The 17,602-nt window shown below is 38.9% G+C and carries 18 protein-coding genes; 10 read left to right on the forward strand and 8 right to left on the reverse strand.

Annotation, left to right across the window (positions count from 1 at the left end):
- Positions 1 to 83 precede the first annotated feature (83 nt).
- Together V6C71_12335 and V6C71_12340 are read left to right on the forward strand one after the other, a co-directional pair.
- Entirely contained in the window at positions 84 to 506 is a 423-nt protein-coding gene (locus V6C71_12335; GenBank protein ID HEY9769259.1) for a BlaI/MecI/CopY family transcriptional regulator, read from the forward strand.
- Positions 506 to 1,348: a M56 family metallopeptidase gene (locus tag V6C71_12340; protein ID HEY9769260.1), complete on the forward strand. Its 843-nt coding sequence runs from the start codon at positions 506 to 508 to the stop codon at positions 1,346 to 1,348. The genes V6C71_12335 and V6C71_12340 overlap by 1 nt, the downstream gene beginning before the upstream one ends.
- A 47-nt stretch (positions 1,349 to 1,395) precedes the next feature.
- Here V6C71_12340 and purM read toward each other — a convergent pair whose 3' ends face one another.
- Complete coding sequence (gene purM, locus V6C71_12345; GenBank protein ID HEY9769261.1) at positions 1,396 to 2,418, reverse strand: phosphoribosylformylglycinamidine cyclo-ligase; 1,023 nt, start codon at positions 2,416 to 2,418, stop codon at positions 1,396 to 1,398.
- A 496-nt stretch (positions 2,419 to 2,914) separates the two neighbouring features.
- Here purM and V6C71_12350 point away from each other — a divergent pair, with 496 nt between their 5' ends.
- The gene (locus V6C71_12350; protein HEY9769262.1) at positions 2,915 to 3,430 is read left to right on the forward strand and encodes a septal ring lytic transglycosylase RlpA family protein; all 516 of its coding nucleotides are present in this window, start codon (positions 2,915 to 2,917) and stop codon (positions 3,428 to 3,430) included.
- A gap of 149 nt (positions 3,431 to 3,579) precedes the next feature.
- Positions 3,580 to 5,121 (forward strand): bifunctional pantoate--beta-alanine ligase/(d)CMP kinase, encoded by a 1,542-nt coding sequence (locus V6C71_12355; protein ID HEY9769263.1) that lies wholly within the window; start codon positions 3,580 to 3,582, stop codon positions 5,119 to 5,121.
- A 389-nt stretch (positions 5,122 to 5,510) separates the two neighbouring features.
- Here the strand turns inward: V6C71_12355 and ruvA are convergent, their stop codons facing one another.
- Positions 5,511 to 6,152, reverse strand: coding sequence for a Holliday junction branch migration protein RuvA (gene ruvA / locus V6C71_12360; GenBank protein ID HEY9769264.1), 642 nt, complete (start codon positions 6,150 to 6,152; stop codon positions 5,511 to 5,513).
- A 90-nt stretch (positions 6,153 to 6,242) separates the two neighbouring features.
- Here ruvA and V6C71_12365 point away from each other — a divergent pair, with 90 nt between their 5' ends.
- Both V6C71_12365 and V6C71_12370 read left to right on the forward strand, forming a co-directional pair.
- The gene (locus V6C71_12365; protein ID HEY9769265.1) at positions 6,243 to 7,133 is read left to right on the forward strand and encodes an aminoglycoside 6-adenylyltransferase; all 891 of its coding nucleotides are present in this window, start codon (positions 6,243 to 6,245) and stop codon (positions 7,131 to 7,133) included.
- A gap of 76 nt (positions 7,134 to 7,209) precedes the next feature.
- Complete coding sequence (locus V6C71_12370; protein ID HEY9769266.1) at positions 7,210 to 9,264, forward strand: thioredoxin domain-containing protein; 2,055 nt, start codon at positions 7,210 to 7,212, stop codon at positions 9,262 to 9,264.
- Positions 9,265 to 9,307: 43 nt separating this feature from the next.
- Here the strand turns inward: V6C71_12370 and V6C71_12375 are convergent, their stop codons facing one another.
- On the reverse strand, positions 9,308 to 9,667 hold the full coding sequence (locus V6C71_12375) for a hypothetical protein (protein HEY9769267.1): 360 nt from the start codon (positions 9,665 to 9,667) through the stop codon (positions 9,308 to 9,310).
- 221 nt (positions 9,668 to 9,888) lie between these two features.
- Between V6C71_12375 and V6C71_12380 the strand changes: the two genes are divergently transcribed.
- Together V6C71_12380 and V6C71_12385 are read left to right on the forward strand one after the other, a co-directional pair.
- Positions 9,889 to 10,227 (forward strand): DUF1540 domain-containing protein, encoded by a 339-nt coding sequence (locus V6C71_12380; GenBank protein ID HEY9769268.1) that lies wholly within the window; start codon positions 9,889 to 9,891, stop codon positions 10,225 to 10,227.
- A 57-nt stretch (positions 10,228 to 10,284) separates the two neighbouring features.
- Positions 10,285 to 10,845: a peroxiredoxin gene (locus V6C71_12385; GenBank protein HEY9769269.1), complete on the forward strand. Its 561-nt coding sequence runs from the start codon at positions 10,285 to 10,287 to the stop codon at positions 10,843 to 10,845.
- 11 nt (positions 10,846 to 10,856) lie between these two features.
- Here V6C71_12385 and V6C71_12390 read toward each other — a convergent pair whose 3' ends face one another.
- The 5 genes from V6C71_12390 to metG all read right to left on the reverse strand — a co-directional run bounded on the left by V6C71_12390 (position 10,857) and on the right by metG (position 15,373).
- The gene (locus V6C71_12390) at positions 10,857 to 11,168 is read right to left on the reverse strand and encodes a Txe/YoeB family addiction module toxin (GenBank protein ID HEY9769270.1); all 312 of its coding nucleotides are present in this window, start codon (positions 11,166 to 11,168) and stop codon (positions 10,857 to 10,859) included.
- Positions 11,143 to 11,448: a type II toxin-antitoxin system prevent-host-death family antitoxin gene (locus tag V6C71_12395; protein ID HEY9769271.1), complete on the reverse strand. Its 306-nt coding sequence runs from the start codon at positions 11,446 to 11,448 to the stop codon at positions 11,143 to 11,145. Before V6C71_12395 ends, V6C71_12390 begins: the two co-directional genes overlap by 26 nt.
- Positions 11,449 to 11,506: 58 nt before the next feature.
- On the reverse strand, positions 11,507 to 12,640 hold the full coding sequence (gene lptC, locus V6C71_12400; GenBank protein ID HEY9769272.1) for an LPS export ABC transporter periplasmic protein LptC: 1,134 nt from the start codon (positions 12,638 to 12,640) through the stop codon (positions 11,507 to 11,509).
- A 272-nt stretch (positions 12,641 to 12,912) separates the two neighbouring features.
- A complete protein-coding gene (locus V6C71_12405; protein HEY9769273.1) occupies positions 12,913 to 13,506 on the reverse strand; it encodes an NYN domain-containing protein in 594 nt (197 codons plus the stop codon).
- Between the two features lie 271 nt (positions 13,507 to 13,777).
- Positions 13,778 to 15,373 carry a methionine--tRNA ligase gene (metG, locus tag V6C71_12410; GenBank protein HEY9769274.1) on the reverse strand — a complete coding sequence of 532 codons (1,596 nt, stop codon included), beginning with the start codon at positions 15,371 to 15,373 and terminating at the stop codon, positions 13,778 to 13,780.
- Between the two features lie 508 nt (positions 15,374 to 15,881).
- Between metG and V6C71_12415 the strand changes: the two genes are divergently transcribed.
- Complete coding sequence (locus V6C71_12415) at positions 15,882 to 16,604, forward strand: lysophospholipid acyltransferase family protein (GenBank protein HEY9769275.1); 723 nt, start codon at positions 15,882 to 15,884, stop codon at positions 16,602 to 16,604.
- Positions 16,605 to 16,721: 117 nt separating this feature from the next.
- Positions 16,722 to 17,519, forward strand: coding sequence for an alpha/beta hydrolase (locus V6C71_12420; protein ID HEY9769276.1), 798 nt, complete (start codon positions 16,722 to 16,724; stop codon positions 17,517 to 17,519).
- Positions 17,520 to 17,602 lie beyond the last annotated feature (83 nt).

Here is a 17,602-nt window from a genome sequence, read left to right on the forward strand (position 1 = left end):
ATTATTTAGACACAAAATAGCAGCAAACTTAAATTAAAGCGGTAAGATTTGAAAATAAATATTGGGATTGACAATCTGAATTAATGGCACCATTACCTCAACATAGACCAAAAAAGCTATCCCTCGGACCCCTAGAAGCTGAAATATTAGAAATAGTCTGGAATTCGAGGGTGGTGACGGTGAAAAAAGTCCATGACCAGATTTTGCAAGATCCCGAACGGGAATTAGCCTACACTTCGGTCACTACGGTGTTGCAACGTTTAACTCAAAAGGGCTGGTTGAAATGTAGCAAGAAAGGTAGGGCTTTCTCTTGGCAAGCATTAATTTCTCGCGAACAAGCCCAAGCACTTCAATCTTTTGAGAAACTAAACGGTTTTTTAGCGATCAGCAATCCAGACGTAGTGGCTTCTTTTGCAGACAGCTTAGATACTGCTAGTCTGGAACAAATTGAAGCGATCGCATCTCGCCTGAATAATATTCGTTGTCAAAGAGAGGAACAGAGCTAATGCACTTACTGACAATTGTTACCGTTATCGTTCTTGCCTGGACTATACGCCATCTGCCATTGTCTTTCAACCAAAAATGGTCGGATCGTTGGTACAGAACTCTATTTTTGTTTTTATTTCCCTCATTGTTACTGTTAACTACGGCGATCGCCATACTTTATATGGGTTGTCATGGGGAAATGCTAGGAGTTAAAGCTGGCTCTATTGGCTGCATTATTTCAGCTAGTCTGATCTTGTTTTCTGGTTGTTGCTTACTAAAATTAGCCACTCAAGGCAATCGCTCTATTCGCCAGCTTGCAATCTATCAGCAGCAAACAGTTAGTGGAACAACTGCTAAAATTTTGGATACGCAGTTACCCTATAGCGCGCAAATCGGTTTTTGGCAGTCCAAATTGGTGGTCAGCCAGGGTTTATTAACTGCTTTAGACGAAGAACATCTAGCAGCAGTAATCGCTCACGAACAAGCTCATCTGCACTACCGCGATACCTTTTGGTTTTTCTGGTTGGGCTGGATACGCTCTTTTAGCTTTTGGCTGCCTAATACAAAAATATTATGGCAAGAACTTTTATTATTAAGAGAGTTAAGAGCAGATCGTAAAGCTGCCGAATCAGTTGATTTCTTATTGCTAGCCGAATCTCTCTTAACCGTAGCTAAAGCCCCTTTAGAGTCTTCTCCTGTTTGCCGTGCCAATCTTAATCACTCGGAAATTGGCGATCGCCTGAATGAAAGAATTGATTTTTTGTTAGCAGAAACTGAATTTATCTCGGTTAATCGCTGGCACAGCTGGAGTTGGATCTGGCTACTATTTTTGCCTCTGCTGACTATTCCTCTGCATTCCTAAAGCTCGCTCTTTCTGGCTACAGGTTTGTTGAACCATAATTTAATTAATTAAAGAAAAGATAAAGTACCATCTCCTACAATCACTTGACCAATTTGGGAGGCGGTAATGTCCTGAGATTTAAACCAATCCAGAGAAAAACTTACTTGGTCGGGCGGCACAACCACCACAAAGCCCACACCCATATTAAAGGTGTTAAACATTGTTTCTGACTGTATTTGGCCAGCTTGGGCTAACCAATTGAAAATAGGGGAGATTGTCCAGCTACCATGTTTGATTTCTATTGATTGACCTTGATTGAGACAACGGGGCAGGTTCTCTGGTAAACCACCACCAGTAATATGCGCCATGCTGTGAACTTCTACGCCCGTAGCCAGAAAGTCTAAAATTGGCTTGACGTAGATTTGAGTAGGGGTAATCAATTGTGCTCCTAAACTATTACCGTTAAGCATTTCTGGAGTATCTGACCAAGAATAACCGCCTGTCTCAATAATCTTCCGCACTAAGCTGAAGCCATTGCTGTGAACTCCTGCACTAGCTAAGGCGATCGCTACATCCCCTACCTGCACTTTAGAACCGTTTAACAGTTTACTTTTTTCTACCACTCCCACACAAAATCCAGCCAGATCGTATTCTCCTAGCTGATAAAATCCAGGCATTTCTGCCGTTTCTCCTCCTAAAAGAGCGCAACCACTCAGACGGCATCCTTGGGCAATTCCTTTAACCACTTCGGCTAGCTGTTGAGAGTTGAGTTTTCCTGTAGCTAGATAGTCTAAAAAGAAAAGTGGTTCTGCACCAGAAGTTAAAATATCGTTGACACACATTGCCACTAGGTCGATACCCACCGTATCATGACGCTTCATTTCCTGAGCAATTTTTAGCTTAGTGCCAACTCCATCTGTTCCAGAAACTAGAACAGGTTCCAGGTAGCCTGATGGCATCTGGAAACAGCCACCAAATCCCCCCAACCCGCCTAAAACTTCTGGTCGGTTTGTACTTTCAACATCTTGGCGTATTTGAGTAACAAAAGAGCGTCCCGCTTCGACATCAACCCCAGCGTCTTTGTAATCCATAAGTATTTTTTTTCAATAGAAGTAACTACCGAATGTAGTCTTGGCAAGATTAGCGAAAAGGTCTAGTTAAGCAAGCTCAATCTGATCTATGCGGCGATTACCCTTCGGGTACCCTAAAGGACTCGCTTCGCGTCGCGCTTCGCGATCGCGACAATCTTTTGATACTTTAAGCCCAGTAACTATTAACTATTTAGAGTTTAATTAAGCTCATTTTTCCAACTAAACTTAGCCTAATCAGTTTTTTAACGTTTTCAGTACTAAAATTTGCATTGAATTTTATTCGGGTTATCAAAACTTTACATTGAGATTGGGTAATAACACAATTTACGAGTGACTTTTTTCTCATCTAAAGTAAAATACGAACGAAATAAACTATATTACCAAGTATTTTAATTGAACATCTAGTAAGTACAGCAAAATTATGATGATCTTAAACAAGCAAACATTTTATAAAGTATGCGCCACACTAAGCTTCGCGACAGCATCAGTCATTACTATGCTAATTTCCCCAACAGCAGCAAAATCCGAACTTCAGGCTCCCAAAACTCGAGGTAAATTAGCCTCAATTGTGACTGCCAAAAATAAACAGGTTAAATTTAAGCTTCCTGTAACCAATAATTTTCCGCAAAAAATCGAGTCCACGTTAGCAGCTTCCTCATCCAACCCTTTATTACAAAATCGCCAAAGCATACCCGTAAAAAGTTCGACTCTAATTGCCAATGCGGTCAACGGTATGGCATCGTGGTATGGACCAGGATTTGATGGTCGTTTAACTGCTAATGGCGAAGTATATAACCAAGAAGCTTTGACGGCAGCACATCCTAGTCTAGAATTTGGGACACAAGTACAGGTAACTAACCTGAACAATGGTCGTTCAGTTGTCGTGACAATCAACGATCGTGGTCCTTATGCTGAAGGTAGGGTAATCGATCTTTCAGCAGCAGCAGCGCGTACTTTAAATATGATCAGTTCAGGAGTAGCACCAGTAGAATTGACAATTTTAAGTCAATAGGCAAAATTAGATTTTAATGTTGAGTTTTGAGCGCGAGATACACGGAGGAAATCTTCGCTTGTATAATCACGGTGTTGAGTTGGCAAGCTCATTTAAAATAAAAACCGAACAACTTTAAACTGAACATTAATTAAAGATACTGATTGATTATGGTGCTTTTGTTGAAAACCATCGCCGAATTACGCTCTCAAGCGATATTTCATCGCCATAGTCATCAGGATCGACTTGGTCTAGTTCCTACGATGGGAGCGTTACATCAGGGGCATTTGAGCTTGATTAAACGAGCGATCGCCGAAAATAAGTTAGTAGTGGTTAGTATTTTTGTTAATCCTCTACAGTTTGCTCCCACAGAAGATTTAAACAGTTATCCTCGTCAGCTAGAACAAGACCTGAAACAATGTCAAGAGTTAGGCGTTGATTTAGTTTTTGTTCCTGAAGCTGGAGAAATGAACAGTAGTGGAGATACTCAAGCTTTAACTAGCACTACGGCGATCGTTCCACCCCAAAACATGACTGAGGTACTGTGCGGTAAATATCGCCCCGATCACTTTACGGGAGTTGCCACTATTGTTACTAAGCTATTTAATATTATTCAGCCAAATCGAGCTTATTTTGGTCAAAAAGACGCTCAACAGCTAGCAATTATCCGCCGTTTAGTTGCTGACTTGAATATCCCCGTAGAGATTGTAGCCTGTCCAATTGTCAGAGAGAAATCAGGACTAGCATTCAGCTCTCGCAATCAATATTTGACAGCTAGGGAAAAAGAACAGGCTGCTGAGATCTATCGCGCTTTGCAACAGGTAAAATTGGCTTTTACTCAGGGAGAATCTAGAGCTAGAGCTTTAATTAACTTAGTTAAACAGAAATTAAACCTCGTAGAAGAGGTTAAAATTCAATACGTTGAGTTAGTCGATCCAGTCAGTCTGCAACCAATTGAACAAATTAAGCAGACTGGATTACTGGCGATCGCTGTTTATGTCGGTTCTACTCGTTTAATTGATAATATTTTGTTGCAAAAACGTCAGCCTATTGTTGCCATTGATGGCCCTGCGGGGGCAGGAAAATCCACTGTCACCCGTCGTCTAGCGCATCAGTTAGGCTTACTTTATTTAGATACGGGGGCAATGTATCGAGCTGTTACTTGGTTAGCGATGGAGTCAGGAATTGCGTTTGATGATCGCGATGCGATCGCCGACTTACTCCAAAATCTTGACTTAAAACTAACTGCCCCGAATGGTGCAGAATTGCCTACAGTAGTTCAGGTAAATGAGCAAGAAGTAACCAACGCCATTCGTACCCCAGAAGTTACGGCAAACGTCTCGGCGATCGCTGCTTTGGCTACAGTACGGGAAAAATTAGTTGAAATACAGCAGCAATGGGGCGAACACGGAGGTTTAATTGCCGAAGGTCGAGATATTGGCACCAATGTGTTTCCTAATGCAGAATTAAAGATTTTTTTGACTGCTTCGGTTCAAGAAAGAGCCAGAAGACGCTGGCAAGATTTCCAAAATCAAGGAGATGATCTTGACTTGAAACAACTAGAGCAGGACATTCAACAACGAGACGAACAAGATAGCAATAGAGCGATCGCACCTTTGAAAAAAGCCGATGATGCTATTGAATTAATCACTGATAATCTTACTATCGACGAAGTAATCGATACAATTATCGATTTGTACCAGCAAATTTAACTAGCGCGTAGACGCTTTACGCCCCATGTCCTCTGATTCATAGATTTTTTCTCGATTAATATATTCGTCTTTGATTTCTAATTCAAAGGTAGGAAAAGGGTAGTCTTCCTTTGGTACTGGGATAATTGAAATATTTACCTCATCTTTCAGATTTTCGGGTATGTTTTATAACAAAATAATATTTTTTCCTTTGATATACCCTTTTATGATCGAATTAATTATTAAAGAAAGATTATTTGGTAAAGCTCTACCTTAATATTAATTGTCTTTTTAATTGTCTTTGAGTATTCTTGCTTTTAGCTTTAACTTTGCTACATATAAAACTGGTCTTTTACCTAAAGCAAGAAGCGATCGCATTTTGATTTTACTTTACCAGTTCCCTGTATTATTTATTCTCCACTCAGCCAGGCGATCGCGCTTCTAATCCATTCTTCCACATTAGGGTTTTTGAGTAATAAATTATCTTGACTTAGGACAGTTAAAACCTGCTCTATCTCTTCGTTGGTATAGCCTAAAGCTAACAAAGTCATTTCTAAATCTTCTTTGATTTCGGGTTTGGGGGCAAATACGGCTTCTGGTTGCTCAATTTCCATACCCGATATTTTGCGCCACTGGGCTAGTTTGGTTTTCAATTCTAAGGCGATTCTTTCGGCGGTTTTTTTGCCTACCCCAGGAGTTTTGGTTAAAGCGGGTATATTACTAGTAACAATTGCCCCAACTAGTTCGGAAATACCTAAAGTATCGATTAGGGCAATGCCTAACTGCATACCAATACCGCTAACGGCGGTTAACTGACGAAATAAATCCCTTTCCGCCGCGGTAGGAAACCCATAAAGGATTTGTTTATCTTCCTGTACCTGTAGATGGGTAAATACTTGAATTGGCTCGTCTGCTGACTCATCTAGTTTCTGGGCAAAGCGCGTCGAGATCTGCATTTCATAACCAATGTTGTTCACATCCAAAATCAAAAATAGGCGATTTTGAGTTGTTTTAGTAATTTCTACTTTTGTACCCTTGAGGTAACTAATCATTTAAGGTGACTCAATATAAATAAAATTAACTGACTGATTCTTACATCTTGCAGATTATTGCTTATTATTAAAATATCTGGTGTATTTAACATGAGATTTGCTTCAGAAGAATTAAACATAGCGCGTCAACAATTATTTAACAAAGTTGTCGAGTATTTTGTAGAGCGAACAGGAGTGGAAGCTTTATACATCCAAGGTTCTGTTGCAGAAGATTCAGCAGACGAATTTTCAGATATTGATTTTCGGGTTGTAATTAAACCAAAATTTTATCAACAATATATTTCGGAGCGTTTTTCTGCCCCCAAACAATGGGGAAAATGGATCTACAATGAATGGGCTGACAGATCTTGGGTCTGTGTTTCCCATTTCAAGCCGTTTAATAAAATAGATATGCTTTATTTCAAACCAGAAGAATTAAAGCCTTCACCCTGGTTTGCACTGCCCACTCAAGTTATTTACGATCCAAAAAAGCTGGTACAACAGGTTATTGATGATTCTCGAAATTTAGAGCAAGCCTTGTTGAGTATAGAAGAAATAGATCGTTTAATCAGCAAAGGTCTAGCTTATGCAGAAGAGATATGCCGAAGAGTTATACGCGGGGAACTTTTTTATGCTCAATCTCAATTAGATAGTTTTCGGTGGGTGTTGATTCAACTGGATGATTACTTGCATCAAAGTATTTTATCATCTGGTTTTGGCTCACCATCTCATTTTGAACAACGTGGAAGTCAAATGTTGGTTGAAAAGATGCAGCTTTCATACACTACTTTAGAAAAGCAGTCTATACTTCAAGCTTTGAAAATATTATTGAAGGCGTATCAGACTCAAGTTGCTGAACTTCACGAAGTGTTGCCCTTAAAACGCGATCGCCAAAAAGATTTAGACTGTATCGATGATATTACTGGATTCAGTTATAGATTTCAGATTATTAAGAATATTTTAAAGGTACAGTTCAATTTAATCAAAGCATTAATTGACTAAATATTATCTGATGAACGTTTAAAAACAGATAAATCTGATTGTAAATTACTGTAAATTAATCTACATTAAACACAATATGGCTAATCATCTGCAATCAACCCAAAGTCTTTATCTACAGAAGCACGTTAATAATCCAATTAACTGGTGGTATTGGTGTGAATCAGCCTTAGATCAAGCTAAGCGAGAAAATAAACCAATTTTCCTCTCGATTGGTTACTCTAGCTGCCACTGGTGTACCGTAATGGAAGGTGAAGCATTTTCCAATCAGGCGATCGCCGATTATCTCAACGCTAACTTTCTCCCAATCAAAGTAGATCGTGAAGAAAGGCCTGACATCGACAGCATTTATATGCAGGCTCTTCAGATGATGACTGGACAAGGAGGTTGGCCGTTAAATATCTTTTTAAACCCTGAAGATTTAGTTCCTTTTTACGGCGGTACTTATTTCCCCATTGAACCAAAATATGGTCGTCCTGGGTTTTTGGAAATTCTCCAGGCAATACGCCGTTTTTACGATTATGAACCAGAAAAGTTAATGGCTTTTAAAGCCGAAATATTGGGTAATCTCCAACAGTCAGCTTTATTACCTAACGACAAGACAAATAATTTGACCCAAGATCTACTGGATCGGGGAATCAATGCTAATACCGCAGCCATACAGCCTAATGATTTTGGTCGTCCTAGCTTTCCGATGATTCCCTACTCTACTGTCGCTTTACAGGGTAGTCGAACAGACCGAAAATACGATTATGACACTAAACAATTATCGCAACAGCGCGGACTAGATTTAGTCAATGGCGGCATCTATGACCATGTAGGAGGAGGATTCCATCGCTATACCGTAGATAATAGCTGGACAGTCCCTCATTTTGAAAAAATGCTCTACGATAATGGGCAAATTGTCGAGTATTTGGCTAATCTATGGAGTAGCGGGTTACAGCAACCTGCAATTAAAAGAGCGATCGCGCTTACGGTGAAGTGGTTACAGCGAGAAATGACTCATCCGCAGGGTTATTTTTATGCTGCTCAAGACGCGGATAACTTTACCACTCCAGAAGAAGCTGAACCAGAAGAAGGAGATTTTTATGTCTGGAGTTACCAGGAATTAGAATCTTTATTGAGCGCAACAGAATTAGCCGAATTACAGCGCGAATTCACCGTTACGACTCAGGGAAACTTTGAAGGCAAGAATGTCTTGCAACGTTTGTCGAGTGGAGTATTATCAGATAACGTCAATCATGCTTTGGCAAAACTGTTTGCCGCGCGTTATGGACAACCTGCAACAGAAATAAACATTTTTCCTCCTGCAAAAAATAACCAGGAAGCTAAGACAAAAAACTGGCTGGGACGTATTCCGCCTGTTACGGATACTAAAGCGATCGCAGCTTGGAATAGTTTGATGATTTCAGGATTAGCTAGAGCTTATGCTGTATTCAAGGAAAAGTCTTATCTGGATTTAGCGGTTAACGCAGTTCAGTTCATGCTCAAAAATCAATGGCTAGACGGCAGATTTCAGCGGCTTAATTATGATGGTGTGGCAACAGTTTCTGCTCAGTCAGAAGACTATGCTTTATTAATCAAAGCCTTGTTAGATCTTCAGGCTGCTTGTCCTCACGATCGACAGTGGTTAGAACAGGCTACTAGAATCCAAAGTGAATTTGACGAACTACTCTGGAGTATTGAACTAGGAGGCTATTACAATAATTCTACCGATGCAGGACAAGAATTATTAGTCAGAGAACGTAGCTATATGGATAATGCTACCCCATCTGCTAATGGAGTGGCGATCGCTAATTTAGTCCGTCTGTCTTTATTAACTGATAATTTAGAATATCGCGATCGGGCGCAACAAGGGCTTCAGGCGTTTAGCGTGGTGATGGAAAAGTCTTCTACCGCTTGTCCCAGTCTATTTACGGCATTAGATTGGTTTTTGCATGGTACAAGTGTCAAAACCAGTGTGTCACAAATAGAGTCATTAAGTTCTAATTATTTACCTACCACCGTCTTTAGAGTTGAAACAGATTTGCCTGAAGGTGCGCTTGCTTTGGTGTGTCAGGGTTTATCTTGTCTTGAACCTGCAACCAGTATGGAACAGGTATTGCAACAAATTAGACAAGTGAATAACAATTAGTACTGGCAAACACGATCACAACCAAATAAATTCCGTAGAGGTGTTAAAAACCGTAAATTTTTATCTTGACCAATTCTCGATCTCTGAATGAGGCTTTGACTTGACGCTGACAATTTTCGCGATCGATCCAAATTCGGTCTTCGATTCTGCCATTACTTGCGGTTTTAGTTTGTTCTCCTGAAAATCCGAGAATTCCTTGTACATCATAAAGATAGACTGGAACTGCAAATTTAAGCGATCTTTGTACACTCAAAAACTTTTCTTTCAAACGATCAAGATCGCTTTTTTCCAGACTGCCAAACGCAGCACTAGTAAATTTGTCTTCACAAGCCTGAGCAACTTGAGAATATCCGCAGCATAACAATACTGAAATAGATACGGTTAATATTTTTTTTGATAGCATCAGTTTAAACTCTTAAAAACTATTTTAAGAGTCGCATCGATGTTAGAAATGAACTGCGATCGCGTCACGTGCTTATTCTGTGATCCCAATCATTTACAGCAATCGCCTATAAACATATTTGGTAAGATTTAGTCTGTTTATTAAATACTTTTAATCGAGAATCAATATAAGACAATTAGCACGATTGATCTTTTAAAAGAAGCGATAAAACCCAGAAAGTTATGACTAAAAATAGAGATCCTCTTAATTCAGGCGTTGTATCGCAATGCGAAGCTAATGATTGCACCTACAATCAGGAACGACAATGTAATGCAGGAGCGGTCTACGTGAACTTTTTGGCGGGAAAAGCTAACTGTTCTACTTATACAACTGACGTTGACAACCAACAACAGACTGCTTCAGGGAGAAAAGAAGCAGGTCAGGTCGCTCAATGTAGCGTAATGGATTGTTTTTATAACGAAGGAGAGGCTTGTGTTATTGATTCAATAACAGTTTCTTTTTTAGATGGTGTGGCAAAATGCGATCGCTATGTTGTCTCAGACAGCGATCGAGCAATATGATGATGCTTTAATAGTCTTGAAGCGATCGCAGATTAAACAATACAATATCAAAAAGCAATGATTATAGGCTTTAATGAATTACCACCAAACTTACCTATACCTTTGGACGATGGAGCAACTTCTCATTTATTAGGAAAAAACCTGCCTAATGTTGTTCTTGATTCTACTTCTGGTAAACCTGTAAACATTTCCAGCATTCAAAGCAATGTAGTATTTTATTGTTATCCCATGACGGGACAACCAGGTGTCAAATTACCTACTGGTTGGGACTCAATTCCTGGTGCAAGAGGATGTACTCCACAATCATGTAGTTTTCGAGATCATCATCAGGAGCTTCAAGAACTTAATACTCAGGTTTATGGTGTAAGTACACAAAAAGCTTCGGCTCAAATCGAAGCAGTAGAAAGACTTCATCTGCCATTTGAACTTTTGAGCGATGCAGATTTTAAATTAACGACAGCATTACATCTGCCAACTTTTGAAGTGGAAAAGCGATTGATTAAACGCTTAACTTTGATCGCTCAAAAAGGAAAAATAGTAAAGGTATTTTACCCAGTCTTCCCTCCCGATCGAAATGCTCAGGATGTTGTGGAGTGGTTAAAGCAACAAAAAGCTTAACTAAATATTTTTTACTCGTAATGAAACCTGCAAGCAAGGAAGTCTATTTGATTTTTATTAATCTGATAAATGAATCGGTGTTCCAAATCGATTCTCCTTGACCAAATGTTTGAGTCTATGTATTTTAGTGGTTCTGGTTTGCCTATACCTTGAAAAGGATCTTGCATTACCGCTGTCACCATGTCTAAAATCTTGGCAGCTTTTCTTGGTTCTTGCTTGAACCACCAACCTAAATCTTCCTTAAACTGTGAACTAAAGCCAGGAACGCGATTAACTATCGGCTGTAATGATTCGCTTTTATTCCTCTTGCTCTTTTTCGCCATCAATTCCTAACTCCTGCTTTAATTCTGCTAAAGTCTGAGGCTGGATTTTGCCCGATCTAGATTCAGCGATCGCATTTAATAAACGACTACCATTTGCAGGAGAACGAAGGAGGTACACGGTTTCTACCAAACTGGTTAAATCTGATTCGGAGATTAAAGCAACATTTTCTCCATCACGACGGTTGACGATAAATACTTGATTATTTTCAGCTACTTCTTCTAGTAGTTTGAAAAAACCATTTCTGGCATCGGTAGGAGTAGTAATTTCATATGAGAACATAGATTGATGTCCGTATTTCTGTACATTAAATTTTAGCAACAAAAGCTCTGATGATATATTAATTATCAATTACAGTAGTAACCTGTTGCTTTCCGTCGCTGGTAACTACGATGTTGTTGTCGCCTAAAGTCCCTACAGCTTTTTCTCCCGTTAAACGAGCTTTGGGATCGGCTTGTTGATAAATTACATCACCTATAGCTTCCACTTCTTCAGTATCAATTTTCCAAGTTAATTGACGAGCATATATTTCAGAGGCTTTTTGTTGATTGATTCCCTTGACCCCATCTTGCAATTTAGCTATTTGTTGCTGTAAATTTATTTCGCCTTTATTACCTGTCAGGCTAATTTGGCGATCGCGATCTATAATTTGAATTGGTCGATCTGTATTGCCAATACGCTCTTGATAATTCCAGCTAAGAAAGTCCGTCGCCACCTGTAGCGGAGGATCTAAAGTAATTAACTCAATATTTTTCTGCAAGATCGCCTTATTTTCAGCCAGATTTACCTGAACGCGATCGCTGACTAATTTATCTGTAATGGTTTGATTTTCACTGTAGCGGACTAGCTCAACTGCACCAGGACTAGTAATCTCATCTTTGGGTATATTCCATACCAAGCGATCGCTTTTTAGCTGTAGAGACGGCTGGTTAGTGGTTGCGACTACATTCCCTTGTATTTCTAAACTTTCAACATCAGTATAATATTTTCCCGACTCAGCGGTAACTTCTAAATTAGGATGAACACCGTTGAGCTTCTCTTTAATTAGCAACAGATTTTCTTGAGGTCGCCATTCTACAGCACTACTATTGATCGTGCTGCCGTTACGAGGATCGCTAGCGATTATTTGCTTATTTAACAGAATTATGTTGCCGTTATCTTTAATTTCTCCTGTTTCGGCACTAATTTGGAAAATGATCGTATTGTCTAGTAACAAATTGCCGACTACATTATTTAAAGTCGCGGTTTTTTTATCTTCGCTATAAATAATCTTATCTGCCTTGATTTTCCAAACAGTATTTTCTAACTCATTAGACTGCTCTAAAATGGCATTATTTAACTTTAACTGAGTATCTAACCTATTTTCTCCCGAAGCCTGTGACTCGGAGTTGCCAGAATTAGGAGTCGATGGCTGACAAGCAACCATACTCACTGTAAGTAATAAAAATAATATATTTAACTGATTTAATCTCAATTTAGCTATGTTTAAGTTCAGTCAGCAAAAGGACATAGTTGTAAATCTACTCTATCTCTTTCACCTACTAATTTAAGAAATTAGATAATTGAACTACAGAAACTAGCTGTTGTTTTTGCCTAAAAAAAAGTGGCTTAACTAATTTGATCCCCAAAATATGAAGCTCAAATAGATAAATAATATTTGTCAAATTTGACGAATTTTTAGTCTCAAGTCCTGAACGAGCGATCGCAATTAGGTCATTGAAACTAAAAATCTTAAGCCAAGATTATTTAATCATCTAAAATGCCAAATCCAGTAAAACTGCGGTAGGGATCGCTGTGCTTATTGCTTTTTTGAATATCGTCTTTGATCTGATCTAAATCGATATAGCGATCGGCTACATTAATCAGACTGTCACTAGTCATCGAACGCAAGCTAACTACCTCTACCCTTGCTCCTCGATAACTAACCGCATCTACTGCATAAGCTAGATCGCCATCCCCACTGACCAAAACTGCCGTGTCGTAAGCAGCGACAAGAGCCATCATGTCTACCGCAATTTCGACATCGAGATTGGCTTTTTTAGAGCCATCGGGTAACTGTACGAGGTCTTTAGCGATTACGCGATATCCATTGCGACGCATCCAGAGTAAAAAGCCCTGTTGTTTCTCGTTGGTGCGGTCTACTCCAGTATAGAAAAATGATCTCAACAATCTTGAACCACCAGTTAAGCGATATAAAAGCTTACTGTAATCAATTTCAATTCCTAGTTGCAGTGCAGCGTAAAATAAATTTGAGCCATCGATAAAAATGGCGACGCGCCCCCTATTTTCTAGAATTTGTTCAGGTGTAAAAATAGGATCGCTTCCGAAATTATCCAACATTGTATTAAGCCTCATTTTTTATGAAAAAAAGTATTTATTTGGGTGGATTAACCCGATGATTACTGGCCACAAAGGCAGCCAAACCGAGTATTCTTGTTTTATAGGCGACGAAGCTTCTAAAATTTTTCCTGTTAAGGTAAATAAACAGCTAGCTTTGAACTAGGTATTTTTTTTGGCTCAACTGTTAAATAGCAGTGTAGCTACGACTTTTTTTTACTTAGTAACTTTATATCAGTTAAAAAATATACTGAGCTAAATTACTTGCCATAATTTAATCTTCTAGCGGTAATTCTAATTTAGAAAAGACGGGACTAGCCTTGCCCAAAGTTTTATTAGTAGACAGTTTGCCCCACTTTGAGTGAAGGTGAAAGTCTTTAATCTGCGCCAGTCGATCGCTATTAAAATCCCAGTCAAACCCCAACTGCTGATAAATTTTGCTGCTGGTAATGGGAATGACAGGAGATAAAAGATAGGCAGATAGACGTATAGACTCTAAAACAGCATATAAAATTTGTTCTACTTCAGCCTGTTGTTTTTGCTTGAAAAGCTTCCAGGGCGCGCTATCGTCAATATATTTATTAACAGCCCGCACCAGGGTCAAAACTGCTTCACAAGCTTGACTAACTTGAAGATTTTCATAAGCTTGGTTGACGCGATCGCCCAAATCCAGACCAATACTTTTTAGGGGATGGTCTGAACTATAGTCAGCACTGCTTAATTGCGGAACAGTACTCTGGCAATATTTTTTTAACATTCCCAAGGTACGATTAAGCGAATTACCCAGAACGTCAGCCAAATCGTTATTAAGCACATTTATAAAACGAGTCTCGTTAAAATCGCCGTCTTTACCTAGTTCAATTTCCTTGAGAAAGTAATAGCGTACAGCGTCTGCACCATATCTATCGACCAACTTAAAAGGATCGATGGTATTACCCAAAGTTTTGCCCATTTTTAGCCCATCTTTGGTTAGAAAACCATGACCAAACACCCTTTTTGGGAAAGGCAAACCAGCAGAGGCTAACATAGCAGGCCAGTAAACTGCATGAAATCTTAATATATCTTTACCAATTAAATGTAAATTTATCGGCCACCATTGCGATAGAGCATTGTCTAAGGTAGGCTCTTGGTCGGGTTCTAATAAGGCCGTTACGTAGCCTAGAAGCGCATCAAACCAAACATAAATAGTATGCTTTTGGTCTACAGGAACAGGGAAACCCCAGTCTAAATTGACGCGAGAAATCGAAAAATCCTTTAACCCTTGCTTGACAAAGTTAAGCACCTCATTACGTCGGCTAGCTGGCTGAATAAAGTCTGGTTGAGACTGATAAAGTTCTTCTAGCTGCTGTTGATATTTAGAGAGACGAAAAAAATAATTTTCCTCATCACGCCATTCTGCTGGTTTATTAGTATGAATCGCGCAGTGATGGTTTTCAATTAAATCTCGTTCTTCTTTAAACTCTTCGCAAGATACACAGTACCAACCTTGCTGGCGATCGAGGTAGATATCGCCTTGCTCCCAAACCCGCTCAAAAAACTCATTGACAATTTTTTGGTGATTGGGTGCGGTGGTACGATTAAAGCGATCGTATTTAATGTCTAATTTGTCCCACAGAGATTTAAAACTATCGACAATGCGATCGCAATGAACCTGGGGATCTAAGTTTTGTTCGACAGCAGTACGCTGAATTTTTTGTCCGTGTTCATCTGTTCCTGTAATCAACAGGACTGATTTGCCTTGTAATCGCTGAAATCTGGCTAACGCATCTGCCACAATGGTAGTGTAGGCACTGCCGATGTGAGGGACACCGTTGACATAATAAAGGGGAGTAGTTAAGGAGAATTTATGGTTATGGTCGTGATTATTCATTTAAGTTATTGATAAATTGCTCAAACCAAAAGGTTATCAGCTTAATAGCCTTTTGTATTCAATAGCAATTTTTTATAAATAGACGTTTATTGCGCCGTGATTTATTTTATTTTTAGTTCTCCAGAGAATAATCTTGATTGATTAAAAATTTTAGATTTTATTATCAAAATTCAAAAACTTTATCTACACAGTATCAATTACAACAGGGCTTTAAATTAACGTTAAGGAAAATACTTAATAAATTTTCGATTTCGTTAACATAGCTGACTATCAATCGTTAGTAATTTTGCCAAGCAGATGGGACAAAAAATATCGGCTTTTTGGTTATGACCAGAAAATTTGCCAACTTTGAATTATTTATTTCTGCTTCAATATAGCTCTAGACCGAAGCAGAAGTCGGAAACTTTTGTTAATTATTAAACATTGCTCCATACTAGAATAATCTCGGTTTGGCAGTAAAACCAAGGTATGACGCACTTTGATCCAAATATGCGAATAATCTAATTGAATGCTATCTTTTACATCTCGTTTAATCGCTCAATCGATAATATCGACTGTTAATCTCAATTTAACTCAGTCTTATACCGATCGTATTCCGACTGACATTCCGACTATTGTGATCAGTAATCACCGTAGCTTTCTAGATGCGCCAATTTTAATCAAGTCAATTCCTAATACTTTACGAATCGCCTGTCATCACTACATGGGTCAAACTCCAGGTGTGCGAGAAATAATAAATTCTCTTGGCTGTTTCCCTTTAGCAGAAGCCGATCGCCGCCAAAAACAGTTTTTTGAGCAAGCAAATTATCTTTTAACTTCTAGACAGTGGGTGGGATTATTTCCTGAAGGCACTAAACCGATGATCGAACCTACAGCACCCGATGAAATTAATGAGTTTCATCGCGGTTTTGCTCATTTGGCTTGGAAAACACCTGTGGCAAATTTAGCTGTTTTACCAGTGGCGATCGCGTCTTTGTCCGAAACAAATTATCCTAGTATTCCAATTCGTTGGCTGAAGCAATTTGATCGAGATGAACCCTTTTTTGAGCGACAGGGTTTACATCCAATGTTAGTTTATCACCGTGCCCAAGTATTAATCGGTAGCCCCTACTTGATTAATCAGACTCAAAAACAGGAATATAAAGGAAAACAGGCCAAAGAACTGGCTTTAGATTTAACGCACTATTGCCAGGATCAAATCACTGAGTTACTACGGGAAGGGTGTTATTAAATTAGATAGCTATTGAGGGGAAATGTAAAGAAAAAAGTGGGGAAATCTATCTTGATCAATAAATGTTAGAAAATAAATATTAATAAATTTTAAGTTTTATTTCTATAATATAGATATATGAATTTTAAATCCAGCGTAAATTTTATCGATCCCAGAGAGATTAATCGGGATGCTCCTCTGTTTGTCTATCTTCCTGGTATGGACGGTACTGGCAAGCTACTGCAAAGGCAGTCTAATAATCTGGCAGCAAATTTTGACTTGCGATGTTTATCAATTCGTATCGACAATCATAGCAGTTGGTCAGATTTAGCTAGAGATACGGTACAGCTAATCAAATCAGAATTAACTCACAAAACCAATTCAGAAGTTTACCTTTGTGGCGAATCTTTTGGTGGCTGTTTAGCCTTAAAAACAGCTTTGGCTGAGCCATGTATAATTAAAAAGCTAATATTAGTTAATCCTGCTTCTTGCTTAAATCAGTTACCTATTTTGAGCTGGGGAGTAAATCTTACTTCTTTGCTGCCATCTTGGGTACACCGCTATTCGGCTGCGGGACTATTACCTTTTTTAGTCCGCTTAAATCGAATTAATGATTGCGATCGCATTTGTCTAATTGAAAGTATGAAATCTATACCGCCTCACGTGGTTAGCTGGCGATTATCTCTGCTGAGAGATTTTAAAGTTACCGATGAGGAATTGCGCAACTTAAATATTCCTAGCTTAATTGTTGCAGGGGCAGCAGATGACTTGTTGCCTTCAGTTGAGGAAGCCCAAAAATTAACCCATCTTTTACCCCAAGCACAAATGACCGTATTGCCTCAAAGTGGTCATGCTTGTCTGTTAGAGACCGAAATCAACCTATATCAGATCTTGGTAAAGCAAAATTTTATCCCAGCTAAGTATGCTCTTTGTTAGAACACTTAGTTAATTAATAAACTTTAGGCATTCAATAACCTGCTGAGATTAATTGAAGGTTAAAAAATTGTCAGTATGATTTT

It is taken from the genome of Coleofasciculaceae cyanobacterium, assembly GCA_036703275.1.
In the GTDB taxonomy this organism is placed as follows: Bacteria; Cyanobacteriota; Cyanobacteriia; order Cyanobacteriales; family Xenococcaceae; genus Waterburya.

What these genes read in the sequence shown, in the direction of transcription:
- V6C71_12385 (HEY9769269.1), top strand. Translation starts at nt 10,285, where the DNA reads ATGATTATAGGCTTTAATGAATTACCACCAAACTTACCTATACCTTTG.
- V6C71_12420 (HEY9769276.1), top strand. Translation starts at nt 16,722, where the DNA reads ATGAATTTTAAATCCAGCGTAAATTTTATCGATCCCAGAGAGATTAAT.
- V6C71_12365 (HEY9769265.1), top strand. Translation starts at nt 6,243, where the DNA reads ATGAGATTTGCTTCAGAAGAATTAAACATAGCGCGTCAACAATTATTT.
- V6C71_12395 (HEY9769271.1), bottom strand. Translation starts at nt 11,448, where the DNA reads ATGTTCTCATATGAAATTACTACTCCTACCGATGCCAGAAATGGTTTT.
- V6C71_12375 (HEY9769267.1), bottom strand. Translation starts at nt 9,667, where the DNA reads ATGCTATCAAAAAAAATATTAACCGTATCTATTTCAGTATTGTTATGC.
- V6C71_12390 (HEY9769270.1), bottom strand. Translation starts at nt 11,168, where the DNA reads ATGGCGAAAAAGAGCAAGAGGAATAAAAGCGAATCATTACAGCCGATA.
- V6C71_12350 (HEY9769262.1), top strand. Translation starts at nt 2,915, where the DNA reads ATGCTAATTTCCCCAACAGCAGCAAAATCCGAACTTCAGGCTCCCAAA.
- V6C71_12370 (HEY9769266.1), top strand. Translation starts at nt 7,210, where the DNA reads ATGGCTAATCATCTGCAATCAACCCAAAGTCTTTATCTACAGAAGCAC.
- V6C71_12405 (HEY9769273.1), bottom strand. Translation starts at nt 13,506, where the DNA reads ATGTTGGATAATTTCGGAAGCGATCCTATTTTTACACCTGAACAAATT.
- V6C71_12340 (HEY9769260.1), top strand. Translation starts at nt 506, where the DNA reads ATGCACTTACTGACAATTGTTACCGTTATCGTTCTTGCCTGGACTATA.
- ruvA (HEY9769264.1), bottom strand. Translation starts at nt 6,152, where the DNA reads ATGATTAGTTACCTCAAGGGTACAAAAGTAGAAATTACTAAAACAACT.
- purM (HEY9769261.1), bottom strand. Translation starts at nt 2,418, where the DNA reads ATGGATTACAAAGACGCTGGGGTTGATGTCGAAGCGGGACGCTCTTTT.
- V6C71_12415 (HEY9769275.1), top strand. Translation starts at nt 15,882, where the DNA reads ATGCTATCTTTTACATCTCGTTTAATCGCTCAATCGATAATATCGACT.
- V6C71_12355 (HEY9769263.1), top strand. Translation starts at nt 3,580, where the DNA reads ATGGTGCTTTTGTTGAAAACCATCGCCGAATTACGCTCTCAAGCGATA.
- metG (HEY9769274.1), bottom strand. Translation starts at nt 15,373, where the DNA reads ATGAATAATCACGACCATAACCATAAATTCTCCTTAACTACTCCCCTT.
- V6C71_12380 (HEY9769268.1), top strand. Translation starts at nt 9,889, where the DNA reads ATGACTAAAAATAGAGATCCTCTTAATTCAGGCGTTGTATCGCAATGC.
- V6C71_12335 (HEY9769259.1), top strand. Translation starts at nt 84, where the DNA reads ATGGCACCATTACCTCAACATAGACCAAAAAAGCTATCCCTCGGACCC.